The following is a 23,185-nucleotide window of genomic DNA, read 5'->3' as shown; positions in this document are numbered from 1 at the left end:
GACACCAATTTACAAAGCTCAATCAACGCGCAAAACAAAACCCCGCCGAAAATCGACGGGGTTCGTCAGCAGTCTGAACGCCCGGCCGAAGCCGGGCGTTTCTGATCTCTCGAAGACTGGCTCGCGATCAGGCGATGGTCTTGCCGAAAGCGACGGCGGTATCGGACATGCGGTTGGAGAAGCCCCACTCGTTGTCGTACCACGACAGCACGGAGACGAAGTTGCCGTCCATGACCTTGGTCTGGTCGAGCGCCATGATCGAGGAATGCGGATCGTGGTTGAAGTCGACCGAGACGTTCGGATGATGGGTGACCGACAGCACGCCCTTCAGCTTGCCGTTCGAGGCGGCGATGACCGCGTCGTTGATTTCCTGCACCGTGGTCGGTCGCTTGGCGATGAACTTGAAGTCGACGACCGAGACGTTCGGGGTCGGCACGCGGATCGAGATACCGTCGAGCTTGCCCTTGAGGTCGGGGAGCACAAGGCCGATCGCCTTGGCGGCGCCGGTCGAGGTCGGTATCTGCGAAAGGGCCGCGGCGCGGGCGCGGTAGAGATCCTTGTGCATGGTGTCCAGCGTCGGCTGATCGCCGGTGTAGGAGTGAATCGTCGTCATCATGCCTTTTTCGATGCCGACCGTCTCGTGCAGCACGGCCGCCAGCGGCGCAAGGCAGTTGGTGGTGCAGGACGCGTTCGAGATGACGATATGGTCCTTGGTCAGCTTGTCGTGGTTGATGCCGTAGACGACGGTGAGGTCGGCACCTTCGGCGGGAGCCGAAACGAGGACGCGCTTGGCGCCGGCGGTCAGGTGCGCGGCGGCCTTGTCGCGGGCGGTGAAGATACCGGTGCATTCGAGCGCGACGTCGATGCCCAGTTCCTTCCACGGCAGCTGCGTCGGATCCTTGATCGCGGTGACCTTGAACTTTTCCTTGCCAACCGTGATCTGGTCGCCGGAAACGGACACTTCATGGGGAAAGCGGCCATGCACGCTGTCAAAGCGCAGCAGGTGCGCATTGGTCTCGACCGGGCCAAGATCATTGACGGCGACGACCTCGATGTCCTTGCGGCCGGATTCATGGATGGCGCGCAGGATGTTGCGGCCGATGCGGCCGAATCCGTTGATGGCAACTCTGACAGTCATTTTTCTCTCCCGGGGAGCTGGAGGGCGGACAATTGGTCCGCAGCTTCATAGCGGCGGACGGACAAAGAATCCAGCCGCAGCGGCATGGATTTAAATCGATTTAGTCGATCAGACCCGCGAAGTCGCCTAGGCGACCTCGCGGCGGGACCAGGCCTTATTTGCCGTGCAGGCGAGCTTCGGCTGCCTTGGCGGCCGCCTCGGCGGTGATGCCGAAATGCGGATAGAGCTGTTCGATGGTGCCCGAGGCGCCAAAGCCGGTCATCCCCACGAAGATGCCGTCCGAGCCGATGAAATGATCCCAGCCCTGGCGGATACCGGCTTCGATCGCCATTTTGATCGGCGCGTCGCCGATCGTCTTCTTGCGGTAATCGTCGCTCTGCTTGTCGAACAGTTCAAAGCAAGGCACCGAGACGACGCGGGTCGGATGGCCATGCTTCTCCAGCAGGTCGCGGGCGCCAAGCGCGATCTCGACCTCGGAGCCGGTGGCGAAGATGGTCACCGCCGCCTCGCCATTGGCGGCGGCGAGCTCATAGGCGCCCTGGCTGCTGAGGTTCTTTTCGGTGAACTCGGTGCGCACCGTCGGCAAGTTCTGACGGGTCAGCGCCAGCGTTGACGGCGTCTTTTCCGATTCAAGGGCGATCTGCCAGCACTCGGCGGCTTCCACCGCGTCGGCCGGGCGGAAGACATTGTGGTTCGGGATGGCACGCAATGCCGCCAGATGCTCGACCGGCTGGTGGGTCGGACCGTCTTCGCCCAGACCGATCGAATCATGGGTCATGACGAAGATCGAGCGGATGCCCATCAGTGAGGAAAGCCGCATTGCGGGGCGGGCATAGTCGGAGAAGCACAGGAAGGTGCCGCCATAGGCGATCAGGCCGCCATGCAGCGTCAGCCCGTTGATCGCCGCCGCCATGCCGTGCTCGCGGATGCCGTAGTGGACATAGCGCTGGCCGTAGTCATCAGGCGTGATGTTCTTGGTCTGGCTTGTCTTGGTGTTGTTGGAGCCGGTCAGATCGGCCGAACCGCCGATGGTTTCGGGCACGGCACCGTTGATGACCTCCAGCGCCATTTCCGACGATTTGCGGGTAGCGACCTTGGGCTTGTCGACGGACAGCTTCTTCTTGTAGTCGGCGATGACGGCGTCGAAGTTGGGCGGCAGTTTGCCGGCGAGACGGCGCTCGAACTCGGCCTTCAGCTTGGCGTCGGCCTTGGCAAGGCGGCCTTCCCAGTCGGTGCGGGCCTTGACGCCAGCCTTGCCGGCGGTGCGCCAGGCGTCGAGGATGTCGGCCGGGATTTCGAAGGGCGGCGAGTCCCAGTTGAAGAACTTGCGGGCGCCGGCGATCTCATCGGCGCCGAGCGGCGAGCCGTGCGCCTTGTTGGTGCCGGCCTTGGTCGGCGCGCCGAAGCCGATGGTCGTCTTGCAGGCGATCATCGTCGGCTTGTCGGAATGGCGGGCGGCTTCGATGGCATAGGCGATCGCTTCCGGATCCGTACCGTCGATATGGCTGGCGTTCCAGCCCGAGGCCTGGAAGCGGGCGACCTGGTCGGTGTTGTCGGCCAGCGATACCGGACCGTCGATCGAGATGTTGTTGTTGTCCCAGAAAACGATCAGCTTGTTGAGCTTGAGGTGCCCGGCAAGCGCGATGGCTTCCTGGCTAACGCCTTCCATCAGGCAGCCGTCGCCGGCCAGCACATAGGTGTAGTGGTCGACGAGGTCGTTACCGAAGGCGGCGTTCATGATGCGCTCGCCGAGCGCGAAGCCGACCGAATTGGCGAGGCCCTGGCCGAGCGGGCCGGTTGTGGTTTCAATGCCGGTGGCGTGACCGTATTCGGGATGGCCGGCGGTCTTGGAGCCCAACTGGCGGAAATGCTTGATCTGGTCGATGGTCATGTCTTCGTAGCCGGTCAGGTGCAGCAGCGAATAGAGCAGCATCGAGCCATGGCCAGCCGACAGGATGAAGCGGTCGCGGTCGGGCCAGTGCGGCGCCTTGGGGTCATATTTCAGGAAGCGGGTGAACAGTACTGTGGCGATGTCGGCGCAGCCCATGGGCAGGCCGGGATGCCCGGAATTCGCCTTTTCAACGGCGTCCATGGAGAGAAAACGGATCGCATTGGCCATCCGGTCATGTTGTTCACGCGACGTCATGGTTCCTCCGGGGTGAGGGTTTGGGGCTTGGGAGAGCCCTTGAAAAGGGTGCGCGACACATAGCAGGCGCGGGTTTTTAGTCAACAAATCGGGTGCACATTTGCCGGTCTTGTGATGCCGGCGGCGGGCCTACATTAGCCTTAGCAGGGGACAGTCGCGAGAGCTTTGTTGACGTCGCCTTCACCCGGTGCCTAATGTTTCGGGGATAACGCGTTCTGAACGCGAACGATTCGGTGATGGGCAGGGCACAGGACGAAGGCCATGACCGGGGAAACCACGCTCAAGGAAGTGATCGCAAGGCTGGGCAAGGCCATTGAAGGGCTGGAAAATGCCGTCGCGGCCAAGCTGGAGCATGAACGCGACTATTCGGAAGCCGAGGCCGAGGTGCAGCGGATGAATGCCGACCGCTCGCGGCTGGCGCAGGAACTCGACAATTCCGAAGCGCGCGCCGAACGGCTGGAAGATGCCAACAAGGAAGTATCGCGACGGCTGGTGACCGCCATGGAAACCATCCGCGCCGTGTTGGACAGATAGGAGCTGGCCCATGGCACAGGTCACGGTTTCAATCGACGGCAAGCAGTATCGCATGGCCTGCGACGAGGGCCAGGAAGAGCATCTGATCGACCTTGCCGAGCGCTTCGACCGATATGTCTCGCATCTGAAGGATTCTTTTGGCGAGATCGGCGACCAGCGCCTGACCGTGATGGCCGGGATCATGGTGATGGACGAGCTTTCGGAACTGCAGAAACGCGTCAAGGGCATGGAAAGCGAAGTGCTGACCTTGCGCAAGACCCGCGACGAGGCGCTAACCAAGGCTGACAGAAACGACAGCGTGCTGACCAACGCGCTTGGCGCGCTGGCGCAGCGCATGGAAGATCTGACGGTGACGCTGGCGATCAACAAGGCCTGATCGCTCTTCCAAAGTCGGACCCCTCTGGGCGTTATGGGTTCAGCGGATATCTGAAAACTCCTGCCGTCCCTGCCATGAAGGACGGAAATTTCGCCGCCAGCGCTGCCGCTGGGGGCTTTAAGCATTTTGTAGGTCGCTGCCGAGGGTGCTAGAAAGGGTGCCGAGCCGCGGCAGTGGGTTGGCGGCATTTGTCACAAGGTAGGGATAAGCCATGAGCCTTCGTATCAACGACATTGCACCGGATTTCACCGCGGAGACGACGCAAGGGACGATCAAGTTCCATGACTGGATCGGCGACGGCTGGGCGATCCTGTTCAGCCATCCAAAGAATTTCACGCCGGTCTGCACGACCGAGCTTGGCACGATGGCGGGGCTCGAAGGCGAGTTCAAGAAGCGCAATGTCAAGATCATCGGCATTTCGGTTGATCCGGTCGCGAGCCACGAAAAATGGCAGGCCGACATCAGGACGGCGACCGGCCAATCGGTTCACTATCCGCTGATCGGCGACAAGGACCTCAAGGTCGCCAAGCTCTACGACATGCTGCCGGCAGGCGCTGGCGAGACCTCGGAAGGCCGCACGCCCGCCGACAACGCCACCGTGCGCTCGGTCTATGTCATCGGGCCGGACAAGAAGATCAAGCTGGTGCTGACCTATCCGATGACCACGGGCCGCAACTTCGACGAGATTCTGCGCGCGGTCGATTCCATGCAACTGACCGCCAAGCATCAGGTGGCGACGCCGGCGAACTGGAAGCAGGGCGAGGACGTCATCATCACCGCCGCTGTTTCCAACGAGGACGCGATCAAGCGCTTCGGCGCCTACGAGACCATCCTGCCCTATCTCAGGAAGACCAAGCAGCCGTCCGCCTGAAACAGCGCCGGAAGGGTTTTTGCCTTTTCCTTCCTCCCGGGCCAAGTCATGCTTGACTGGCCCGCTTGGGTGGACAACCATGCCTCTGTTGGGGTTCGGCGGAGAAAATCGTTCCGGCCGGCAATGGGTTGGGGAAGCTCGCTTTGGACGTGGCTTTGGCAAGACCGCAGGTCAGGGGCTTCTATGACAAGCCGACGGGGGCCGTCCAGTATGTCGTCGCCGATCCGGCGACGAGGCGGTGCGCCATCATCGACCCGCTTCTCGATTTCGATGAGAGATCCGGCGCAACGGCGACAAAGAGCGTCGACGCGGTGCTCGATTTTGTCAGGGAAAACGGGCTGGAGCTCGAGTGGATACTCGACACCCACCCGCATGCTGACCATTTCTCGGCCGCGCACTATCTGAGAGAGAAGACAGGAGCGCCGATGGCGATCGGCGACAGGATCGTTGACGTCCAGGCACTGTGGAAGGCGATCTACAACTGGCCGGATTTTCCGGCCGACGGCTCTCAATGGGACAGGCTGTTCAGGCAAGGCGAGATATTCCAGGTCGGGACCATCCCGGTCAAGGTGCTGTTCTCGCCCGGACACACGCTGGCCTCGATCACCTATGTGATCGGTGACGCCGCCTTCGTGCATGACACGCTGTTCATGCCCGACAGCGGCACGGCGCGGGCGGACTTTCCCGGCGGCAGTGCCGCGCGGCTGTGGCGCTCGATCCAGGAGATCCTGGCGCTGCCCGACGAGACGCGCGTGTTCGTTGGCCACGATTATCAGACCGGTGGCCGCGAGCCTCGGTGGGAAAGTACGGTCGCCGCGCAGAAGGCCAGCAACATCCATCTCGGCGCTGCACACAGCGAGGCCGAGTTCGTCGCCCTGCGCGAGGCGCGCGACCGGACGTTGCCGATGCCGCGGCTGATCCTGCATGCCTTGCAGATCAACATGAATGGCGGGCGCCTGCCGGAACCGGAAGCCAACGGAAGGCGGTATCTGAAGTTTCCCTTGGATGGGCTTTGAGGGGATACGATAGCGTTTCGCCAGCACGCCGCAATAGCGGATGCCTTGCAGAACCTGGGTTCCTCGCTCCACGCAGTGGGGGGCGAAGAGACCCCCATCGCGAAGGCTGAAACCCACAAAAAAAGCGGCGCCGGTTTCCTGACGCCGCTTTTGTTTCTAACCGAACCCGACGTTAAGCCGCCGGCTGCGCCTCGATGGTGCGCAGCGCCTGGGTCTGGCGCTTGGCGGCGGCCTTGACCGCGTCCTGCACCTTCTCGAAGGCGCGCACCTCGATCTGGCGCACGCGCTCGCGGCTGATGTCGAACTCGGCCGACAGCTCTTCCAGGGTCAGCGGCTCCTCGGCGAGGCGACGGGCCTCGAAAATGCGCCGCTCGCGATCGTTGAGCACGGCAAGAGCGCCCGACAGCATGCCGCGCCGGTTCTCCAACTCGTCCTGCTCGATCAGCATCTCTTCCTGGCTTTCGTGGTCATCGACCAGCCAGTCCTGCCATTCGCCGGACTCGCCTTCCGTCGCGCGGATCGGCGCGTTGAGCGAGGCGTCGCCCGACAGGCGGCGGTTCATCGACACGACTTCGGCTTCGGAAACGTTCAGCCGCGTGGCGATCTCGGCAATCTGGTCGGGCTTGAGGTCGCCGTCGTCCAGCGCCTGGATCTTGCCCTTCACCTTGCGCAGGTTGAAGAACAGACGCTTCTGGTTGGCGGTCGTGCCCATCTTGACCAGGCTCCACGAGCGCAGGATGTATTCCTGGATCGAGGCCTTGATCCACCACATGGCATAGGTCGCGAGGCGGAAGCCACGCTCGGGTTCGAATTTCTTGACGGCCTGCATCAGGCCGACATTGCCTTCCGAGATCACTTCGCCGATCGGCAGGCCGTAGCCGCGATAGCCCATGGCGATCTTGGCGACGAGCCTCAGATGGCTGGTGACGAGCTTGTGCGCGGCGGACGTGTCTTCATGCTCGGCATAGCGCTTGGCGAGCATGTACTCCTCTTGCGGCTGAAGCATGGGAAAGCGACGGATTTCTTCCAGGTAGCGGCTGAGACCGCCTTCACCGGAAACGATACTGGGTAATGACTGGGCCATGATAGCGCCCCCTCTCTATTGGAGTAATGCCCCCGAAACGCGGCGAGCATGTGACGCGAGCACCATAAGGCTCGCCCGCGACATCGGATGTATACAGGAACAAAACCAGAAAGGACAGCATTTGTTCAACACGAAACAGTGTGTCACGCTGAAGTGAACAATGCCAGTCAGGTTTTTTGATGGCTGGTTTCGAGCTTGTTGATGGCAGGTTCAGAGATCGCGGAAGCCGCCGACGAGTTTCTCCATGTCCTCCGGCATCGGCGCCTCGAACCTCATCGTTAGATGGGTATCGGGATGGCGAAATGCAAGGAGCCAGGCATGCAAAGCCTGCCGGGAAAATGACTTGACCTGACTTTTCAGCGGTTCCGGCAGCCGATTGGCCTTGGTGCGGAAGGCCTGGCCATAGTCGGGGTCGCCAACCACGGGATGGCCGATATGGGCCATGTGGACGCGGATCTGGTGGGTGCGGCCGGTTTCCAGCCGGCATTCGACAAGGCTCGCGGTGGCGAATTCCCGCTGGTTTTCGCCGAAGCGCTCCTGCACGGCGAAGTGGGTGACGGCATGGCGTGCGTCGTCGCGCCCTTCCGGCACCACGGCGCGACGCACCCGGTCGGCGGCCCGGCCGAGCGGTGCATCGACCGTTCCGGTCGGCCTTTGCGGTATGCCCCACACCAAAGCCAGATAGGCGCGTTCGAGATCACCGGTTCGGCCGTGATCGGCGAAGGCTTCGGACAGGGCCTTGTGGGCGCGGTCGGTCTTGGCCACCACCATGACGCCGCTGGTTTCCTTGTCGAGGCGATGGACAATGCCGGGCCGACGCACGCCGCCAATGCCCGACAGGCTGTCGCCGCAGTGATGGATCAGCGCATTGACCAGCGTGCCGGTCCAGTTGCCGGCGCCGGGATGCACGACGAGCCCCGCCGGCTTGTTGACGACGATCAGCGCATCGTCCTCGTAGAGCACATCGAGCGCGATGTTTTCACCCCGTGGCGAGGCCGGCTTCGGTTCCGGCATGGCGACCGATACGCTTTCGCCTGGTGTCATCTTGCGCTTGGTCTCGTCGACCGGCCTGTCGTCGATCATCACCGCGCCCTGCCGGATCAGCATCTGCACGCGGCTGCGCGACATGTCCGGACCAAGCCGGGCGGCCAGCCATTGATCCAGGCGCTGGCCGGCCGCATCCGCGCCCGCCACAAGCACGGTCGGCGCGGCCGCCATGAATTGGTCCTCTATTAATTCAGGGGCCTCTTCGTTATGAGCGCTCATCGAAAAAGTTCCGGAACTGTTTGCCATGGTCAGGCCAATCGCCGACGAAGATCACGAAAAGCCGCTCGACCCTGAAGTCGAAAAGGTTCGCAGGAAACTCATCCGTTTCGTCGGGATCAATCTCGGCCTGCTGTTTCTTGCCCTTATGGTGGTGATCGGAGCCCTTGTCTACAAAGCGCGCAACACGCCGCCGGCGAGCCCGTCGCTGGCCGGCGACGTCCAGGCACCCGCGGGCGAGCCGATCAGCGCCGACATCGTGCTGCCGGTCGGCGCCAAGGTGGTCAGCCAGTCGCTGTCCGGCAATCGCGTCTCGATCGATGCCGAACTTGCCGACGGCGGCCGCACGATCTTCGTCTACGACACGGCGGAGCGCCGCCTGATCGGCCGTTTTGCAATTCGCAACAAATAGGCCGGCCGCAACAATGACCGGGTTTGCCGAACGTCGCCGTGTTGCCACCGTTGCGCTGGTCGTGGCCAACTATGACGAGGCGATTGCGTGGTATGTCGGGCGGCTGGGTTTCCGGCTCGTTGAGGATGTCGATCTCGGCGACGGCAAACGCTGGGTGGCGGTGGCGCCGGCCAACGGGCAAGGTGCCAGACTGCTCCTGGCCGAGGCGTCGGACGAGGCGCAGAGGAAAAGCATCGGCAACCAGACCGGCGGGCGGGTTTTCCTGTTCCTCGAAACAGATGACTTCGCACGTGACCATGCGACGATGCTGGAACAGGGCGTCGAATTCCGCGAGGCGCCGCGTTTCGAGCCCTATGGCACGGTGGCGGTTTTCGCCGATCTGCACGGCAATCTCTGGGACCTCATCGAGCCCAAGCGATAACGCGCGGGCAGCTTTTTGTTCGATGCGGTAAAGCGGCCGAACCCCAGTTGCTTTTTGTCGGCCGTCAGCCTATATCGCCGGTTCTTGAGCGCGCCCATCGTCTAGCGGTCAGGACACCGCCCTCTCACGGCGGGAACAGGGGTTCGATTCCCCTTGGGCGTACCAAGACATATCAAGCACTTAGCACCGCCTCCCCTGAAATAGTCGAATAAGCGCCGAATATACGTCTGCGGACGATTGCGAACGGTGCTCTGTTGATTCCGTGTGGTTTCCTGCGACTATCGGCAGGTCCACGCAACACGGACGCAACACAGGGGGAAGGCATTGGCCCGTTCTGGTGTAGGTCGGAGCAGCGACGGAGGATTCATCCGGTCCGGTGTCTCGATAGCTGCGTTGTTGGCCTGCCTTTGGAGCGTGCCCGCATGGGCGCAGCAGTCCTTCTCTTGCTCATTCGGAAGCGAGCCGGCCTGTCTGGATTATGGCGCAGTCGTCTGCAAGAGCAGCGCCACATGCGTTGCCAAAGACTCGGTCTGCTTCGATTCCTACACCTGCGATTACAAAGGCTTTGTCTGTAAGTCGAAACTCGACGAGGTGGTGGAAACCTACGATGCAGAGCTGAGGAAATACAATGACGTGGTGGACAAGTTCAACTCGCTCAACGCGGCCTACGAAGAAGTAAGCTCAGAGAAGGAGACCGCAGTGTCTGCACTGGCTGCTGCTCAATCGAGGGCGCGGCAGGTATCGGATTGCGTCTCAACAGCAGATACCGTCGAGAAGGCGAAGGCCTGCTTCTGAGAGGCCCGCCACCGTGGGCAGCGGGGGGGCAGATCAGCCCTGTTTCCGTTCAGTATGTCGTGCAATTCACGGTATTGCCAAACCGATTGCATGTTGTCTGCTTCGGCTGGCTGTTGGCCATATTGGCCAATACCGCGTTGGACCGAGCAGACGCCCGACCCCTCGATGCAAGCGATTCATTCTGGATGCATTGCGCCATCGCTGGTGTGCCGGCGGGAAATCCATAGCTCTCGCACCGGGTGCGGAAATAGGCAGCCTGTTCAGCGGGCGGTGTGGTGGCAAACCATGCTGGTGAACCTGGCATCCCGAGGCCGGAACCGGAGCAACCGACAGCGGCGCCAATTATCGGCAAGACCATCCATATTCTGTTCAACGCACTTTCCCCCACTCCCAAGGCGGTGACCATAGGCCTTGGCTCGCAGCCTTGTCCATCACGTACAAGAAAGGCCCGGAAGCCAAAGCCGCCGGGCCTTCAGTGTGCACAGACGGTCTTCAGCCTTAGTGGAACGCTGGGCAATCCTGCGATACCAGCGGGTTGTGCGACCACTGGGCAGATTCGGCATCGTTTTCGGGCTCGGCGTCGTGATCCTCTTCCCTTTCATGATCGCCGCGCGCGCCGTCTGCCCAATGCACCTGTGATGTACGGTTGGGAGCGCCTAGCGTTGGTTCCTCGGTACCGTCGTCCTCATCGTCGCTGTTGTCCAACTCGCGATCGTCGTAGGGGCTTCCCCTGCCGTCGTGAAAGCCCCTGACGGTCTGCGGGCCGAGCGCACACCAGCCAAGCCACGGTTCGGCATCCGCGCCATCCTCCAGGTCGCAATCCGCTTCCATCAGGTCGAGCGCGGTGATGAGGCTCATCGCGCGGTCCAGCAAGTCGTTAAGGCGCTTCTGGACTTCCTGGCGCCATGTGCGCGGATCTATGCCGGGAGGCATTCCGTAGGGCTTTAGGATGGCAACAGGCGCGCTCATAGCGTCGTCCCCGATAATGTCGCCTTGAATCGCTCGAAGACTTCATCATTGTCCCTCAGGCTGCGAATGTAGGCCATGATTTCAGCACGAGGCGCGCCGCTCTCATCCATCCATTTAATGTGCTCAATCCAGCCGCGCAGCTGCGCACGGTAGGCGGCGGCCAGTTCAGGCGGCAGCGTGTCCAATAGGGCTTCGATGCGGCGTATCTTGGCCTCGGTGCTTTCCTTGGTGGGCCTGACCAGGGTCAGCGGCGCCGGCAGAGCCAAGGCCGTTGTAGCTGCTCCCATGGCTGCAACAGAGGTGAGACCGGCAAGGATGAGCCGGCGGTTGATCTTGGCAGCGGGCATAGCTTCGCCGGCGGCCGGAACGGTGAGGTTCGGCATTTGGATATCTTCCTTATGTGTGCTAAGGGCACAGTGTTCAATTTACACATGTGGAATTAGCACATAGGAGCATATGTGACAAGCGCACAGATAAGGGCAGCGAGAGGGCTGGTGAACTGGTCGGTGCGAGACCTTTCAGAAAGGTCCGGCGTTCATCGAAACACGATCACCAATTTCGAGACCGGCAAATCTGGCGGAGATCCTGACACGCTCGCTAAGTTGCAAATGGCCCTCGAATCGGCTGGCGTCGAGTTCATCCCGGAGAACGGCGGCGGCGCCGGGGTGAGGCTGCGGAAGGTCTAAGCCGGCTTGTGTTCTTAGGGCTGTAGCGGGTTGATGTTAAGGAGCCTTCGTGCAGCGGCGGTGGCGTAGCGGCCCTAATGAGCGCCTGCAACTGCCTCAAGAGCGCTCTGCCTTCCAGTTGCCGAAGATCATAGCCCTCGGATCTCAGCTGCTGACGAAGGCTGGTCAAATCGTTGCACTTGCCTGATCGGGCTAGTTCGAAAGCGCGTTCGAGGGTCGTCTTATTGGGTTCCAAGCGTTATCCATTCGGTCGCATTTCATCTCTCAGCGTGGATGCATATATTACCAGCAGCCGGTGGCCCCGTCCCCCCGACCTCCGCCGGTTAGGCCCGGCACCTTCCTGGTCCCACCCAAAGATGCCGGGCCGCTTTGCTGCCCGCGCCGTCCTGGCGACATCCATAGATATATTAGCTGAAGCTTGACGAAGGCGCCGGCCGCGCCAGAATCCTGGAATGGCGAAGGGCAGCATCAGGGTTGGCGATGAAGTCGCCATCACCGCGACCGTGCGGCGGCGCGTGACGGAGGATCGGGTAAGCGTCTCAATCCCGTCCTATAACCAGCCGCATTCCATCGTGGATCGAACATCGAAGGTGAGCCGTGGCCAGCCGATTGAGCTGATAGGCGATGTCGTCCGCGTCGATGAGGGCAAGGTGACGGTCAATCTCGGCGTGCCGGTCACGGTGGATGCCGCTGCGGTTAGGTTGGTGACCGCCTACGTGCCGCCTAAGCGGAAGGCGCCGCTCGTCGACAAGCCGACTTAAAACGGCCATGCGCACAGTAGCGCAAGCTGCTAGTTTGCGGGCATCATCGACGTGACATACCGAGAGCCCAGGCGTGCGAGCACAGAGCTGTAGATGGCTTTCCTCCCCCCGGCATCCGTGCTCCTCCTGGCAGCAGTCGAGAGAAGCAAGCGTGCCGCACCGGGATCGGTCCCCATGAGCGCCCCAGATAGCCGGCTGATCACCGAAGGCGGAAGACCCCTGGCCTCGTTCAAGCCCTTGCCCAGCGCCGTCATAGCCGCCTGAATAGGCCTGCCATGAAGCAGATTGGTCATGACCGAAGGATCGAGCCTGTTCAGGTCGGCGGCGTCGGCCAAGTTGTCAGCCGTCTTCGAGCCGCCAAGCGCCGCGTTGGCCGTCTCGAACATCCCCTGCTCGCGTGACAGCCTTGCGGCCAATTGGTCCGCGCTCCCCGGAACTGCGAAGGCCGGGAACTCCTGTGCGGTCTTTTCCGTCAACAGCGTGCGTGCCTTATTGGTCGACCCGGCACTGGCCGCATTCTGAACTCGTGCGATGAGCGGATCCACGTAGCCAGCCCGGAAAGCATTCTGCTGGTCTGGCGTCATGGCATTGAACGTCTGGATATTGTCCGGAGCGCGAACCCGGCCCGAGGCCGCTGCGGTCCCGGTATCGACAGCGTTGATTACGCCGCTCTGCGTGCGAAACAGGTCATTCGCTTGCCGATAGCCAGGCGACGACTTTTCAAGCGCGGCGTCCAACTGGTCACTGATCTGGCCAAGGATGCGGGCCCGGTTGTTCTGCCCGGCGCGGACAGCAGCGGCGATCTGGTCGCCTATGTCCTGCTTTGCACGCAGCACAGAGTTGAAATCGGTGAGTTGCGATTGACCATCGGTCAACAGGCTCTTGGCCCGGCGAACCGCACCTTCAAGACTGTCGTCGGCGATACCGGAACCTGGATTGGCCAGCCGGTTGACGCCCGGCGTCAGGACATCATTGGCCGCCGAGATGGCGCCTGAGACGTCGACCGGACCGGCACCCTGCCGAGCGGCGGCATAATTCGCATCCGCCGCAGCTCTGCGGGCACTGGTAAGGCTGGCGGCCCGTTGCGCAGCCGTGTCAGGGGCGGCAAAGGCCTCTGCAAGCGCGTTGGTGATCCGGTCAGCCTGACCCGCCTGGCGGCCCTGCAATGCCTCTACCAGTGCCTGCCTGCCTTCGTGCGGGTTGCGTGCCGCAGTGGATAGCAAACGCTGGCCTGCATTCCCCATGGCGTCGGCAATGGTGTACATGCCTTGGCCGTCAGCCTGGGCAGCGGCCAAGCGGTTCGCGATGTCATCGGCAGAGGCACCAGAACGGCGCAAACCTTGGCTAAGGGCGGCATCCGCATATGATCCAGGAAACAGCCGTGACGCAATCGGAGCGATGAAGGGCTTGGTGAGCGCTGAAGCGCCTGCGAGCAAGTAAGGAGCCGCCCCGCCGATGAAAGCCCCAGCAGGAGCGCCAACAGCCGCCCCCTCTGCGCGGCTGCTTAGATCGGTGCCGCGTCCGAATCCGTTCAGGGCTCCAGCAATACCCCCATCGGCCGCGCCGCCTAGCGCCACTCTGAGAAGCGGAAGACCCCTGGCTGCAGCATTCGCGCCGAACGAAAGGCCGCTCTTGGCCAAGGCCAAGCCGTTACCAATGCCACCTACGGCCATTCCTGCCATGTAGCTATATGGATTGTCGTCGTACGCCTGCTGCTGCTTGTCTCTTATGTCTTGCACGATTTCAGAATACGGTCGGCCTTTGCCGCCAGGCAAAAGGTGATCCAGACCATACCCTAGCCCGGCGGCGGTCTCATCCGCCAAGCTGAAGCTGGCCATATCGGTGAGGCCTTGAAGGCCCGATCCTACCTCTGAAAACTCGCCGCTCCTCGGGTAGAATCGGGGCACGCCGGGGGGCTGGCCAGTATTTGGGTCAACAGCCGGCATGCCCGTCGAGTCGCCGGATGCGACCCTTTGTTTGGCCCGTGCGATGTAGGACTGAACCTGTGGGCCCAGAGGAGAGGATTGGTAATCCTCCCATGGCCGACGCGTCTGATATTCCTGCCATGGAAGCGGCTGGCCTTCTGAAGCGCGCCGCGCCGCGTCCGCTTCGGCCTCTGCTCGGGCACGCGCCAAAGACAGCGCGCTACCCGGTTGCTGCATGCCTTGGAACGCCTTGACGGCGGTATCCTGATCAGGCGCGTCAACCTCATAAGTCGCGCCGTCTGGGCCTTGCAGTTCGAAGATCGCCATCTACTGCTTCCTCCGAATCTTCACGCCGTTGCCGGTCGATACGTTGCGGTCCATGGGCTTTTCCTTTTCCAAGGATTGTCAGGCGTCGCCGGGATGTTGACGAGATCAACCATCGGGCTAGCGCAGCTCGGTCCAGTTGCCCAAGGCGACTGCGGAGATCAGCTTATAGTACCAGCCGACGGGGATAATCGCCGAAGCGGTGCTATAGGAGCTGTCTCCGACGGTCCGAAAATCCCCGACGTAGGTAGAGTTGTCGGCGGAAACCTGGAACCGGCACCTGTCTCCGGTAACGGCTATCATGATCGGGCGGCTGGTCGAGTTCTGGTAGGCCGTGCTGAGTGCGCGGCTTCCGGTGACATCCTGCCAGGTCTGGCCCTCGCCGATGTGCAGATTGTTGGCCGCCCACACCGGCAGACCGCTTGCCAATTGCAAGAACTGCCCGTCGGTGCCTTTCGCCTTCCGCGCCCAAGTGCCTGCACCGCTGGCATAGATGATGTCACCAGAAACGGCGGTGCCGATGCCTGCAAGCGCGGTCAAAACTGTCGAGATGCCTTGATAGACAGTGGACAGGGCCGCAATCCCTGCCGTGACGAAGGCAGTGGATGCCACCTGTGTCGTGTTGGTGCCCGCCGTCGCGGTAGGAGTGGTCGGCGTGCCTGTCATCGCCGGGCTGGTCAGCGACTTGTTGGTGAGCGTCTGTGATCCCGTGAGCGTCACCATGTTGGGAACGTCGACCGCTGGGTTGAGGAGCAGCCAGCCCCCGGCCGCCGAGTTCAATGCGGTGGAATACCTGAACAGGAAGATGCCATTCGGCTGAAGCTCGGCCCCGGAAAGGGCGACTTCGCCGGCTCCCACCATCTTGCGGACGGATTTTGCTCCAAGGCCATTCGCGTTGATCGTCGTCGCGGCGGTGTTGGCCGAGGCAATGCGCAGAGCCAGTGGCAGGCCGTCCGCATAGGCCGTGAAGGCCGAATTGGCCGTGACAGTGATCGCGTTCGCCGTGCCGCCGGCCACGAGCGCGCCGCCATTGTCAGCAAGGTATTCCGCCACGCGGCCCATGACCTGCCGAACGCCATCGTTGAGAGCCGATGGCGGCATACCCTCGGCCATGTTGATGGCCGCGTCAGCGTTGCCGTTGACCGATGCAGTCGTCGACCAGTCGTACACCGAGCTCACGCCGCAGCCCTCATAGCCTCGACGGCAATCTGCCGGATGAAGTCGGAGAGGTTCAGCCCGCGCTTGGCAGCAGCTTCAAGCATCGCTGCTTTCTCGTCGCTGAAGACGCGCACCCGAATGCGTTCGGGCATTCCCTTCGAAGAGCGCATGACTTTCCCCTTTGATGAACATGAGGGGAATTTTAGGTTTCGTGCGGCTGTGCCTCAACGCAGCGGGCCACATATAACGAAACAAAGTCAGACATTTACGGACAATGTGAGGCTCGGTTTATCGCCGGATTTCGGCCTGGCGCGCAGTGTCGGCGTATCGCACGATCGCGAGGCTGTTCAACTCGCCGGCCTGATAGGCTTCCAAAGCCACATGGTCCCCGGCAATAACAATAGCGAGGCCGACAGGATCGACGCGCCACGGCGCTTTCGGCCGCAGTTGCTTGCCGATGCCTTCCCGCTTGCACCAGCGCACAATGGTCTCCGGGACCGTTCCAGCGCGACTGGCGGCGATGCTTACACTGATCGGCCTCGGCCATGCCTTTTGCATCTGAACATGCATCATCACGCGGCACCGGCAGTCGATTCAGCAACTAAAACGCGCAGACGTTCATAGAAGGCAGCGCGGCTTGCCAGTTGCAATCGTAGGACCCTTTGAAGCGCTACCGGAGGTGAAGCCATCTCGGCACACAGTGCGATCAACACAGGCCCGATTTCCGCAATCTCCTGTGGAGTTTGAGGACTGCAATCCATTCCGGCGAAATAGGTCTTCGCCATGGCATGAGCATCTTGGCGCCAGATCCTTTCAGCCTCGAAAACATCGAGGTTCATCAGGGCGCCTAGGTCTTTCTGCTGATCAGGGAAAAGCACATTCATTTGAGATCAACCGTGATTGCGGGTTCGTAGGACAGCATAATAATCCCGTCGCCAGGCGTCGAATTGCCTGTCATGCGGGCTTCGCTGGCCGCAAGTTTTCGCTCCGCCATTTCGATGAATTGCACATCTCGGCCATCGAAAGGATCGGCGCCGTTCTGAGCCATGTTTTTCAAGACCCTGTACTCTGGCCAGGTCAAAGGAGGGTGTCCGAGAGGCATAAGAGCGGCAATGCGCCAATGAAGACTGTCAACATGAAGACGAAACGCGCGAACCCGCGCGAACCACTCCCTGGTGTGCTTTTCAGGAGGCGGCGGCGGCGGGTTGGCCCGTTCGTGGCGTTCCAATGCTTCCGCCGCCGCCCGGCGCTCACCTTCCGTGGCGCCGGGGTCCTGGCTCAATGCGCGAAGTTTGTTTGAACGGTCCATCGGTCGCCCTCAGTCTTCATCCTCTGAAAAGTCGATGTTTCGGGAGGCGCGCAGGACCAGGGATTTAACCCTGTGATCGAGGACGTGACAGCGAGCCGCTCCACTACCGATCGCCGCAATGTCGGCGTCGGTGAAACCTGCCCCGCGCAGCGTCTCAATGATGCTCTCTGGATCATCGCTGCCGGCGGCAATCTTCAGGACTTCGAAAACTCGTGGATCTGAAGCAGAGACCATCATCGGAGTGGTGACGAGCGCGTTGGCTTCTTCCGGGCCTACTGCAAGCAGCAGAACAGCGGCCATGGCATCAGCATCACTGGCTTCGAAATCAGGGTTCTGGGCCAGGAATTCATTGTTTTCGACCCAAATGGCGTTGTTCCACGCCTGATTGCGCTGGGCAAAGAACGCCGGCGCGATTTCCTTGAAGCGGTTAAAACGCTCCTCGACCACCAGCCACTGGCCAAAGCGAGGCACGTTTAAATGGATGACCGCGTTGTCGCCGCGCGCGACGACATCAGGGAAGGCCGCCGCCGCGCTGTTGACGAATGCCCACATTTCGCGCTCGAGGTTCTGCAGATCGGCATCGGCATTCGCGAGCGCTATCGAGGCATTTTGCGATGCGATGACGTAATCCGACGTCGCAGTGGGCTGCCGCACTTCCTGCACGTCGGGCCGGCCGCTTCTCGTGAGGAGTTCTACGCCTTCACGTTTCGTCAGCGCTCCCTTTTCGGCGCCGGCACGCCGACCCAGCAGCATATCGACGCCCTGAGCCTTGGTGAGCGGCCTTCTGTCGTATTTCGGCGTCGCACCAGCGAGAAGCTGAGCGCCTTGGGCGATCGAAAGCCGGCCACCAGGATCCCGAAATTTCGCCCTGTTGACCTGACCGCCGCCGCCCCGCTTGGTCTCGCTTTCGGCCAGCAATGCCGCGCCCTGGGCGATGGAAAGTCCGCCCCTTTTCGACGTGTCTAGGGCGACGACATTGGAACTGGTGTCATCCACGCTTTCGGTCTGGAAACCGGCGGCGCCAGCCGGATTGGCGACGAGTGCCACAGCCTCGGAGATGCTCAAGCTCTTGCTCATTTTTCGCTCCTTTCAAGGACGCTCATACGATTGACCGCGCTTTGGCGGCTTTCCATTCGGCAATATCCCGGTCGGACTGCTCTTGCGCGGTCAGGCGGCGAAATCTCACCGTCGTGCGACCGTCTGGGAAAGCAGCCTTGGCGTGTTCCTTCAGACGCTCTTCCTGCACTCGCTGGATCGCCAGCGGGACCCCAGACACATCTTTGAATGTCGGCTTCGCGCCCGCCGGCGGAGTAGGCGTGCCGAAAAGTTCAGCGGGGCTGATGATCTTGCCACCATTGTCACGATCCCAGTCGCCCATCTAAACAATGCTCCTGCTCAAGGCCTTGCTGCGCTTTTCTGCCAGACGTTCCAGATTCTGCCTCTCTTCACGGCTTGGGCCGGCCTGCTCGGCCATTGCCAGGACCCCTGCGACCGCGTTGGCCAAGTCATCCCGCCCGTTGCGGACGTGATCAACAATATCCTTCCCGGAACTCCCCGTGCGCCGCTCAAGGCCGGTGAACTGCTGCACCAGCCTGTCACTGTCGAGAAGGACCGCTTCACCCGCCATCAACATCGGCAAAGCCGCGAGATAGAGTTCCGAGCGGTTCATTTCGGAATGGAGGTAGGAAACGCCGTGGCGATTGTAGGCACTGGTGACCCACTCAGCCGCGTATTTGTCGCCAAACACGCTGGTCAGCCGATATTGCCCCAGAAGCTTGCAAACAGCCCGCGTGATGTCTTCCGGGTCGAAGGGGGCGCGGAACTCCCGCATCGCGTCGACAATCGCCCTGTGGCCTTCCTTGTGGCCAATGGCGATGGTGTAGCTATCGGACACGCCGCCACCAGGGTCGGCAAAGGCGACATAGCGGTGTTTGTAGTCAAATGGCCTCTCGACCATGCCGGCTTCGACACAGGCCTTCACCCGCTCATAAGGCACGAAGGAAGCGATATCATCGCGCCAGATCGACAGATATTCCGACTTGGCCGCGTCGGGGTCGCGCTCAACCGCCTTGTCGATGATCTTCTGCGGAAGCGTCTCGTTGAACTCCCTGGAGGAGCCGAAAGCGACCAGCGCCAGGGGATCACCGTCCGGGCCGTAATGGCGCCTGTAGCTCTCCCAAAGCTCGCCTTTCTTGCCGTAGACCGACGAACACATGATGAGGGGGCCGCGCGTGGTGATCAGCGACGGCCTCAGAGCCGCGAGGATTTCCCTGTCAGGGTTGGAACTGGTCTCGTCCGCGTACCAATAGGCGATCTCGTCACAAACCGCCGCGATTGCCGTAATGCCGCGAATGCTTCGGAAGTTTGCTGGCCTGATTTCGAGATCCACGCCATTGTTGAGGACAATCGTGTCTGCCGTGACCGTCGACACCAGGTGCTTGAGAGCCTTGATATCGCTGAAAGCCGCGTTCGCATGCCGGAAGGCGATTTTCGCTGTCCGTTGGCTCTGGGCCAGGAAGGGCAAGACGCCTCGATCGCCACGATTGAGCACGTCCGACCAGTCGCAAAGGGCCGCGAGATAGACCGAAAGCGTGCCTACTGCGGTCGTTTTTCCCGATCGGCGGCCAGCGATCAGGTCAAGCTCCTCGACCATCTCGGTAGGGGTCTCGCTGCGGCCAGTGCGGGCCTCGTACAGCGCCATTTCCTCGTCAGTGAGTTTCTCGCCCATGGCGGCGATCAGAATGGCCTTCCACGAGGCCCAGGACTTGCCGGCCAGGAGCGTCCCGAGCAGGCGATCATCGTTGAGGGCTTCGCGGATCGAGACGATTGGCTTCAAGCCCGCTTCTCCCGCGCGATATCGTAGATGGACGGCGTGATGTCCCGGGAGCGGCGCTCAAGGCCTATGTCGATAAGCAGGCGCCGGAGCGTGTTGCTCAGGGTCGAATACATGTTGAGCGTGGCGACTTCGGCTGGGCCTTCGGAAAACCGCGCCTCCAGCTGCTCTAGCTGGACTTCCAACGTTGACGCGCGGCGGATGATGCTGCGCTGAGCTTCCGAGAGCGAGACAGCCCCGCCAGCGTCGGCAGTGTGCTCGGCTACCAGGTCGCGGAATCGACGTGCCCAAGGGCCTCGCTCGTCGCCGCCTTCAGCGAACATGCCGCTACCGTTCGTCACGCGGCTGCGGGCAGTCGGTGAAAGCTTGGTGATCGTGGCGCTGTTTGCCTGCAACTTTCCGGCTCCTAGAGATACGCTTATTCGATGCTTGTTCGACCATACCACGTAATAGAGCCTCAAGTCACTGTATCTGCTCGGTTCTCTGGCGTTCGCCAGCGTCCTGTTTCCGCCTTTGTAAGGCGGATTCGTGCGTAGGGTCGCTACCTGTGAGCTATCGGGGCAGAGGAGACGAGCGCACCTGAAGAGGGCTGAGAAAACGTCGTCGCGAAGGTGGTTGTCCGTGCCTATTCACACCCGATTCAACCATGCCAGGCGGGACAAAACGTGACATGTCCCGGTGCGTCCCGGTGGACGGTAAAGCGGGACAGGACGGGACATATACCTTTAGGTATGTCCCGATGTCCCGGTCCCGGCCTATCCATGGCAAAGCCAAGCATGATCGTCATAGAACTGGACGTGGCCTGTTTCTCTCAGGGCATCTCTTGCACGCTGGAATGCCTTGCGCTTGGCTTCCGGGCTATCGTCGGCCGAATGCAGATAGAAGCGCCTGCGCCACTCATCGATTGCCACGACGTTGCAAGGCGGCCAGTCAGAGCCGAGCTTGCGAACACCGCTTGAGGTGAGCGCGTCATCAAGGGCGTTGAGTGCAGCGCGGTTTTTGGCCGACAGCGATGTTTTCTTAGCCGCGGTGGATTTCACGCTGGTATCCATCTCGGGGACGAGTGTTCCGTGGGTCTGTGCCATCCTGAAGCCCCAGGAGCCGTTGCTGTCGGCATCTTTGTGGCGTTCGACGGTGAGAGTTGCCGTCATGGCTTCCTTGTCACCCTCGACCTTGAGGCGGGTATCGAAGCTGCCCCAGAAATGGGTATGCATGCGGGCGCGGCTATCGTCTTGCCAGCCGGTATGAGCAACCGTGAGAATGGAGGCGCCGGTTTCCCGTAGGATTCGCTGTACGCCGTGCACCCATGCTCTGGCGGTCTTGTCTTCGATCTCGGAACCGGCCATTGATCCACCGAAGATATCGACGACGACGAGAGCGAAGTTTCCTCGAATGTTCATGGCGGCGATCAGGGCCGTGATGTCGTCAGACACGTCCAGCCGGATCTCTTTAGGATAGAGGAAGGCGCGGCGATCGCCCTCGTCTATCCGGTGGTGATCGTACCAGCCGGGAATACGGAGCCGTCCGACGCCGTTTGAGCCCTCGGTGGCGACGAAAAGGACGCAGCCATGGCTGACAGCGTTGCCGTGCCAATCCTGTCCGGTGTCGACGCTCAAGCCTATGTCGATGGCGAGGAAGGATTTGAACGCGTTGCTCTTGCCGAACATGACGGCGGTTGAGCGCTTTTGGATGAGCCCCTCCACCAGCCATTCGGGTTCGGGCATGGCGCACATATCCTCGTAGGAGAGGAGATGGATGCTGTTGTCCATCAATAGCCCCTCTTCGCCTGGTGACGGTACTCTTTGGCCGCGAGCTCAATATGAGAAGGCGTAGATGGTGGCGCCGGCCGCCACGGTCTGCCATTGAACTCGGCGACGATGCCGGCGACATAGCTGTAAGACCGCGCGGTAGGGTCATGCTCATAGCCAGCATCGTCAAAGCCGGCCACGGCGCATTGAAGATGGTTGCGGGCCAAGGTTAGATGCCGGACGGCCGCATCGATGTACATGTCTTCGATGCTTGGGAGGTTGGGGCGAATTGTCATGCCGCGCCTCCGTAGGCCAGCCGGGCCGTTGCAAGGGCCAAGGGAACCGACATGTTGAAGCGGTTGATGATCCTCGCTGCTTGCCTGAGATGAAGCGTTTCGCTATTGTCGAAATCTCTGCTGCTGTTTTGAATTTCGAATTCGCGAAGCTCGCCCTGGCCGGCGGGCTTTCGCATTTCAAGAGACGTTCGCATTGGCGCCTCCTGCATGAGACTGGCGGATTACCTCGACCGCTTCGACCGCGCCGATAGCGAACCTTTCCCGCAGGAGCGGAACAAGGGCGCACTTCACTCGGTCGTCTGGTCGGCGCTGGCGCCATTCGGCAACGGCATCGAGCATTTCGGGTGAGGGCTGGAAGCTCATGGCAGCACCCCCGCGATATCTGCGGCGATGATGAGAATGGCGACGAAAGAACATGTCCACCGGATCATGCCGCCACTCCGCGAACAGGCAGGTTGTCGAGAAATGTTTTCAGGTCGTCTGCCGTGATGACGGTTCGGCGGCCCAATTTGCGCGCCTTCAACTTGCCATCGCGCATTGCGTGAAAGATCAGCGTTCTGCCAAGGCCAGCTGCGGCCGCTGCTTCCTCTGGTGAGTAGCCAATTTTATCGGTCATGTTAGGCTCCGTGTGAGTGTGTTGTCGTTCACGGAGCGAACAATAGAACGGCCCATTTTGCCGTTCTGAATTATGGGCAGAATTCAAACATCAGATCGGAGCCGCTTCGCAAGCTGGCGAAACTCTTTCCAGCACGCCTCCGTCAGCCGAGGTGAAACATTAGAAGCAGAAGAGACCTGAGCGATAACTTGAGCGCGCAACTTTTTCGGGCGAGACACGGTGATACGGGCGACGTCCGGTATCACTTCATCGTCCGACAAACCCAGCCGCTCGCGTCGAGCGATCTCAACATCAGCAAACGCCTGCTCCGCTTCTTCTGAACGAAGCCACGCCTTTCTTCGACGGACGGGCACTGCTTGGATACGCGCCCATTCCTCGTCAATGTCCTCATAAACCTTGTGCGTCTTTGCGCTGAGGCGGGCTTCTATCTCATCCCGCCAATGTGCTTCGCATTTTGCACCGACATTCCAGCGCTCCATGATAGTCAGAACGGGCTTACGTCCT

30 protein-coding genes and 1 tRNA gene are annotated in these 23,185 nt (G+C 61.4%); 11 read left to right on the top strand and 20 right to left on the bottom strand.

Annotated features, from left to right (window positions below):
* Positions 1-127: 127 nt before the first annotated feature.
* Entirely contained in the window at positions 128-1,138 is a 1,011-nt protein-coding gene (gap, locus tag FJ548_RS17525) for a type I glyceraldehyde-3-phosphate dehydrogenase (RefSeq protein ID WP_140608906.1), read from the bottom strand.
* A gap of 154 nt (positions 1,139-1,292) precedes the next feature.
* A complete protein-coding gene (tkt, locus tag FJ548_RS17520; RefSeq protein ID WP_140608904.1) occupies positions 1,293-3,284 on the bottom strand; it encodes a transketolase in 1,992 nt (663 codons plus the stop codon).
* 261 nt (positions 3,285-3,545) lie between these two features.
* On the opposite strand from tkt, the gene FJ548_RS17515 reads away from it, so the two are divergent.
* The 4 genes from FJ548_RS17515 (at position 3,546) to FJ548_RS17500 (ending at position 6,081) form a co-directional block, all read left to right on the top strand.
* Positions 3,546-3,818, top strand: coding sequence for a DUF4164 domain-containing protein (locus FJ548_RS17515; RefSeq protein WP_006200774.1), 273 nt, complete (start codon positions 3,546-3,548; stop codon positions 3,816-3,818).
* Between the two features lie 10 nt (positions 3,819-3,828).
* Positions 3,829-4,194 carry a cell division protein ZapA gene (locus FJ548_RS17510; RefSeq protein WP_140608902.1) on the top strand — a complete coding sequence of 122 codons (366 nt, stop codon included), beginning with the start codon at positions 3,829-3,831 and terminating at the stop codon, positions 4,192-4,194.
* 211 nt (positions 4,195-4,405) lie between these two features.
* Positions 4,406-5,065, top strand: coding sequence for a peroxiredoxin (locus tag FJ548_RS17505; protein ID WP_140608900.1), 660 nt, complete (start codon positions 4,406-4,408; stop codon positions 5,063-5,065).
* A gap of 155 nt (positions 5,066-5,220) precedes the next feature.
* A complete protein-coding gene (locus FJ548_RS17500) occupies positions 5,221-6,081 on the top strand; it encodes an MBL fold metallo-hydrolase (protein WP_246671468.1) in 861 nt (286 codons plus the stop codon).
* A 172-nt stretch (positions 6,082-6,253) separates the two neighbouring features.
* On the opposite strand, the gene rpoH is transcribed toward FJ548_RS17500, so the two are convergent.
* Both rpoH and FJ548_RS17490 read right to left on the bottom strand, forming a co-directional pair.
* The gene (rpoH, locus tag FJ548_RS17495; RefSeq protein WP_027053961.1) at positions 6,254-7,165 is read right to left on the bottom strand and encodes an RNA polymerase sigma factor RpoH; all 912 of its coding nucleotides are present in this window, start codon (positions 7,163-7,165) and stop codon (positions 6,254-6,256) included.
* Between the two features lie 210 nt (positions 7,166-7,375).
* Positions 7,376-8,431, bottom strand: coding sequence for an RluA family pseudouridine synthase (locus tag FJ548_RS17490; protein WP_140608896.1), 1,056 nt, complete (start codon positions 8,429-8,431; stop codon positions 7,376-7,378).
* 25 nt (positions 8,432-8,456) lie between these two features.
* Between FJ548_RS17490 and FJ548_RS17485 the strand changes: the two genes are divergently transcribed.
* The 4 genes from FJ548_RS17485 (at position 8,457) to FJ548_RS17470 (ending at position 10,056) form a co-directional block, all read left to right on the top strand.
* Positions 8,457-8,840, top strand: coding sequence for a fimbrial protein (locus FJ548_RS17485; RefSeq protein WP_140608894.1), 384 nt, complete (start codon positions 8,457-8,459; stop codon positions 8,838-8,840).
* A 13-nt stretch (positions 8,841-8,853) separates the two neighbouring features.
* The gene (locus FJ548_RS17480; RefSeq protein ID WP_140608892.1) at positions 8,854-9,261 is read left to right on the top strand and encodes a VOC family protein; all 408 of its coding nucleotides are present in this window, start codon (positions 8,854-8,856) and stop codon (positions 9,259-9,261) included.
* A gap of 90 nt (positions 9,262-9,351) precedes the next feature.
* Positions 9,352-9,426: transfer RNA gene (locus FJ548_RS17475), tRNA-Glu, on the top strand.
* Positions 9,427-9,585: 159 nt separating this feature from the next.
* A complete protein-coding gene (locus FJ548_RS17470) occupies positions 9,586-10,056 on the top strand; it encodes a hypothetical protein (protein WP_140778519.1) in 471 nt (156 codons plus the stop codon).
* A 498-nt stretch (positions 10,057-10,554) separates the two neighbouring features.
* On the opposite strand, the gene FJ548_RS17465 is transcribed toward FJ548_RS17470, so the two are convergent.
* Positions 10,555-11,025 (bottom strand): hypothetical protein, encoded by a 471-nt coding sequence (locus FJ548_RS17465; protein WP_140778518.1) that lies wholly within the window; start codon positions 11,023-11,025, stop codon positions 10,555-10,557.
* The gene (locus FJ548_RS17460) at positions 11,022-11,408 is read right to left on the bottom strand and encodes a hypothetical protein (protein ID WP_140778517.1); all 387 of its coding nucleotides are present in this window, start codon (positions 11,406-11,408) and stop codon (positions 11,022-11,024) included. Before FJ548_RS17460 ends, FJ548_RS17465 begins: the two co-directional genes overlap by 4 nt.
* 75 nt (positions 11,409-11,483) lie before the next feature.
* Here FJ548_RS17460 and FJ548_RS17455 point away from each other — a divergent pair, with 75 nt between their 5' ends.
* Positions 11,484-11,711, top strand: coding sequence for a helix-turn-helix transcriptional regulator (locus FJ548_RS17455; protein ID WP_140778516.1), 228 nt, complete (start codon positions 11,484-11,486; stop codon positions 11,709-11,711).
* A gap of 452 nt (positions 11,712-12,163) precedes the next feature.
* Positions 12,164-12,472 carry a hypothetical protein gene (locus FJ548_RS17445; protein WP_140778514.1) on the top strand — a complete coding sequence of 103 codons (309 nt, stop codon included), beginning with the start codon at positions 12,164-12,166 and terminating at the stop codon, positions 12,470-12,472.
* A gap of 29 nt (positions 12,473-12,501) precedes the next feature.
* On the opposite strand, the gene FJ548_RS17440 is transcribed toward FJ548_RS17445, so the two are convergent.
* The 12 genes from FJ548_RS17440 to FJ548_RS17385 form a co-directional block, all read right to left on the bottom strand.
* On the bottom strand, positions 12,502-14,724 hold the full coding sequence (locus tag FJ548_RS17440) for a hypothetical protein (protein WP_140778513.1): 2,223 nt from the start codon (positions 14,722-14,724) through the stop codon (positions 12,502-12,504).
* 117 nt (positions 14,725-14,841) lie between these two features.
* The gene (locus tag FJ548_RS17435; protein ID WP_140778512.1) at positions 14,842-15,891 is read right to left on the bottom strand and encodes a hypothetical protein; all 1,050 of its coding nucleotides are present in this window, start codon (positions 15,889-15,891) and stop codon (positions 14,842-14,844) included.
* A gap of 5 nt (positions 15,892-15,896) precedes the next feature.
* Positions 15,897-16,049, bottom strand: a complete 153-nt coding sequence (locus FJ548_RS17430) for a DUF1778 domain-containing protein (protein WP_140778511.1) — start codon at positions 16,047-16,049, stop codon at positions 15,897-15,899.
* A 118-nt stretch (positions 16,050-16,167) separates the two neighbouring features.
* Positions 16,168-16,362 (bottom strand): hypothetical protein, encoded by a 195-nt coding sequence (locus FJ548_RS17425; protein ID WP_140778510.1) that lies wholly within the window; start codon positions 16,360-16,362, stop codon positions 16,168-16,170.
* Between the two features lie 89 nt (positions 16,363-16,451).
* Positions 16,452-16,763: a hypothetical protein gene (locus FJ548_RS17420; protein WP_140778509.1), complete on the bottom strand. Its 312-nt coding sequence runs from the start codon at positions 16,761-16,763 to the stop codon at positions 16,452-16,454.
* Positions 16,760-17,188 (bottom strand): hypothetical protein, encoded by a 429-nt coding sequence (locus tag FJ548_RS17415; protein WP_140778508.1) that lies wholly within the window; start codon positions 17,186-17,188, stop codon positions 16,760-16,762. Before FJ548_RS17415 ends, FJ548_RS17420 begins: the two co-directional genes overlap by 4 nt.
* Before the next feature lie 9 nt (positions 17,189-17,197).
* A complete protein-coding gene (locus FJ548_RS17410; protein ID WP_140778507.1) occupies positions 17,198-18,265 on the bottom strand; it encodes a hypothetical protein in 1,068 nt (355 codons plus the stop codon).
* 22 nt (positions 18,266-18,287) lie between these two features.
* Positions 18,288-18,566, bottom strand: a complete 279-nt coding sequence (locus FJ548_RS17405) for a hypothetical protein (RefSeq protein ID WP_140778506.1) — start codon at positions 18,564-18,566, stop codon at positions 18,288-18,290.
* Positions 18,567-20,024 (bottom strand): hypothetical protein, encoded by a 1,458-nt coding sequence (locus FJ548_RS17400; protein ID WP_140778505.1) that lies wholly within the window; start codon positions 20,022-20,024, stop codon positions 18,567-18,569. It abuts the gene before it with no gap.
* On the bottom strand, positions 20,021-20,416 hold the full coding sequence (locus tag FJ548_RS17395) for a hypothetical protein (protein ID WP_140778504.1): 396 nt from the start codon (positions 20,414-20,416) through the stop codon (positions 20,021-20,023). Before FJ548_RS17395 ends, FJ548_RS17400 begins: the two co-directional genes overlap by 4 nt.
* Positions 20,417-20,776: 360 nt before the next feature.
* Positions 20,777-21,790: an AAA family ATPase gene (locus FJ548_RS17390; RefSeq protein ID WP_140778503.1), complete on the bottom strand. Its 1,014-nt coding sequence runs from the start codon at positions 21,788-21,790 to the stop codon at positions 20,777-20,779.
* Positions 21,790-22,065 carry a hypothetical protein gene (locus FJ548_RS17385; RefSeq protein ID WP_140778502.1) on the bottom strand — a complete coding sequence of 92 codons (276 nt, stop codon included), beginning with the start codon at positions 22,063-22,065 and terminating at the stop codon, positions 21,790-21,792. Before FJ548_RS17385 ends, FJ548_RS17390 begins: the two co-directional genes overlap by 1 nt.
* Before the next feature lie 207 nt (positions 22,066-22,272).
* Here FJ548_RS17385 and FJ548_RS29875 point away from each other — a divergent pair, with 207 nt between their 5' ends.
* A complete protein-coding gene (locus tag FJ548_RS29875) occupies positions 22,273-22,413 on the top strand; it encodes a hypothetical protein (RefSeq protein ID WP_181168822.1) in 141 nt (46 codons plus the stop codon).
* A gap of 79 nt (positions 22,414-22,492) precedes the next feature.
* On the opposite strand, the gene FJ548_RS17380 is transcribed toward FJ548_RS29875, so the two are convergent.
* Complete coding sequence (locus FJ548_RS17380; protein WP_140778501.1) at positions 22,493-22,681, bottom strand: helix-turn-helix domain-containing protein; 189 nt, start codon at positions 22,679-22,681, stop codon at positions 22,493-22,495.
* Between the two features lie 83 nt (positions 22,682-22,764).
* Positions 22,765-23,160, bottom strand: a complete 396-nt coding sequence (locus tag FJ548_RS17375; protein WP_140778500.1) for a hypothetical protein — start codon at positions 23,158-23,160, stop codon at positions 22,765-22,767.
* Positions 23,161-23,185 lie beyond the last annotated feature (25 nt).

Source organism: Mesorhizobium sp. B2-4-17, assembly GCF_006441275.1.
In the GTDB taxonomy this organism is placed as follows: Bacteria; Pseudomonadota; Alphaproteobacteria; order Rhizobiales; family Rhizobiaceae; genus Mesorhizobium.
Note: the sequence above shows the minus strand (reverse complement) of the source record. Positions and strands in the feature narration are given on the sequence as shown.

Coding starts and splice junctions, on each gene's coding strand:
- gap (WP_140608906.1), bottom strand. CDS start 1,138: ATGACTGTCAGAGTTGCCATCAACGGATTCGGCCGCATCGGCCGCAAC.
- tkt (WP_140608904.1), bottom strand. CDS start 3,284: ATGACGTCGCGTGAACAACATGACCGGATGGCCAATGCGATCCGTTTT.
- FJ548_RS17515 (WP_006200774.1), top strand. CDS start 3,546: ATGACCGGGGAAACCACGCTCAAGGAAGTGATCGCAAGGCTGGGCAAG.
- FJ548_RS17510 (WP_140608902.1), top strand. CDS start 3,829: ATGGCACAGGTCACGGTTTCAATCGACGGCAAGCAGTATCGCATGGCC.
- FJ548_RS17505 (WP_140608900.1), top strand. CDS start 4,406: ATGAGCCTTCGTATCAACGACATTGCACCGGATTTCACCGCGGAGACG.
- rpoH (WP_027053961.1), bottom strand. CDS start 7,165: ATGGCCCAGTCATTACCCAGTATCGTTTCCGGTGAAGGCGGTCTCAGC.
- FJ548_RS17490 (WP_140608896.1), bottom strand. CDS start 8,431: ATGAGCGCTCATAACGAAGAGGCCCCTGAATTAATAGAGGACCAATTC.
- FJ548_RS17485 (WP_140608894.1), top strand. CDS start 8,457: ATGGTCAGGCCAATCGCCGACGAAGATCACGAAAAGCCGCTCGACCCT.
- FJ548_RS17480 (WP_140608892.1), top strand. CDS start 8,854: ATGACCGGGTTTGCCGAACGTCGCCGTGTTGCCACCGTTGCGCTGGTC.
- FJ548_RS17465 (WP_140778518.1), bottom strand. CDS start 11,025: ATGAGCGCGCCTGTTGCCATCCTAAAGCCCTACGGAATGCCTCCCGGC.
- FJ548_RS17460 (WP_140778517.1), bottom strand. CDS start 11,408: ATGCCGAACCTCACCGTTCCGGCCGCCGGCGAAGCTATGCCCGCTGCC.
- FJ548_RS17445 (WP_140778514.1), top strand. CDS start 12,164: ATGGCGAAGGGCAGCATCAGGGTTGGCGATGAAGTCGCCATCACCGCG.
- FJ548_RS17440 (WP_140778513.1), bottom strand. CDS start 14,724: ATGGCGATCTTCGAACTGCAAGGCCCAGACGGCGCGACTTATGAGGTT.
- FJ548_RS17430 (WP_140778511.1), bottom strand. CDS start 16,049: ATGCGCTCTTCGAAGGGAATGCCCGAACGCATTCGGGTGCGCGTCTTC.
- FJ548_RS17420 (WP_140778509.1), bottom strand. CDS start 16,763: ATGAATGTGCTTTTCCCTGATCAGCAGAAAGACCTAGGCGCCCTGATG.
- FJ548_RS17415 (WP_140778508.1), bottom strand. CDS start 17,188: ATGGACCGTTCAAACAAACTTCGCGCATTGAGCCAGGACCCCGGCGCC.
- FJ548_RS17410 (WP_140778507.1), bottom strand. CDS start 18,265: ATGAGCAAGAGCTTGAGCATCTCCGAGGCTGTGGCACTCGTCGCCAAT.
- FJ548_RS17405 (WP_140778506.1), bottom strand. CDS start 18,566: ATGGGCGACTGGGATCGTGACAATGGTGGCAAGATCATCAGCCCCGCT.
- FJ548_RS17390 (WP_140778503.1), bottom strand. CDS start 21,790: ATGGACAACAGCATCCATCTCCTCTCCTACGAGGATATGTGCGCCATG.
- FJ548_RS17385 (WP_140778502.1), bottom strand. CDS start 22,065: ATGACAATTCGCCCCAACCTCCCAAGCATCGAAGACATGTACATCGAT.
- FJ548_RS29875 (WP_181168822.1), top strand. CDS start 22,273: ATGAGACTGGCGGATTACCTCGACCGCTTCGACCGCGCCGATAGCGAA.
- FJ548_RS17380 (WP_140778501.1), bottom strand. CDS start 22,681: ATGACCGATAAAATTGGCTACTCACCAGAGGAAGCAGCGGCCGCAGCT.
- FJ548_RS17375 (WP_140778500.1), bottom strand. CDS start 23,160: ATGGAGCGCTGGAATGTCGGTGCAAAATGCGAAGCACATTGGCGGGAT.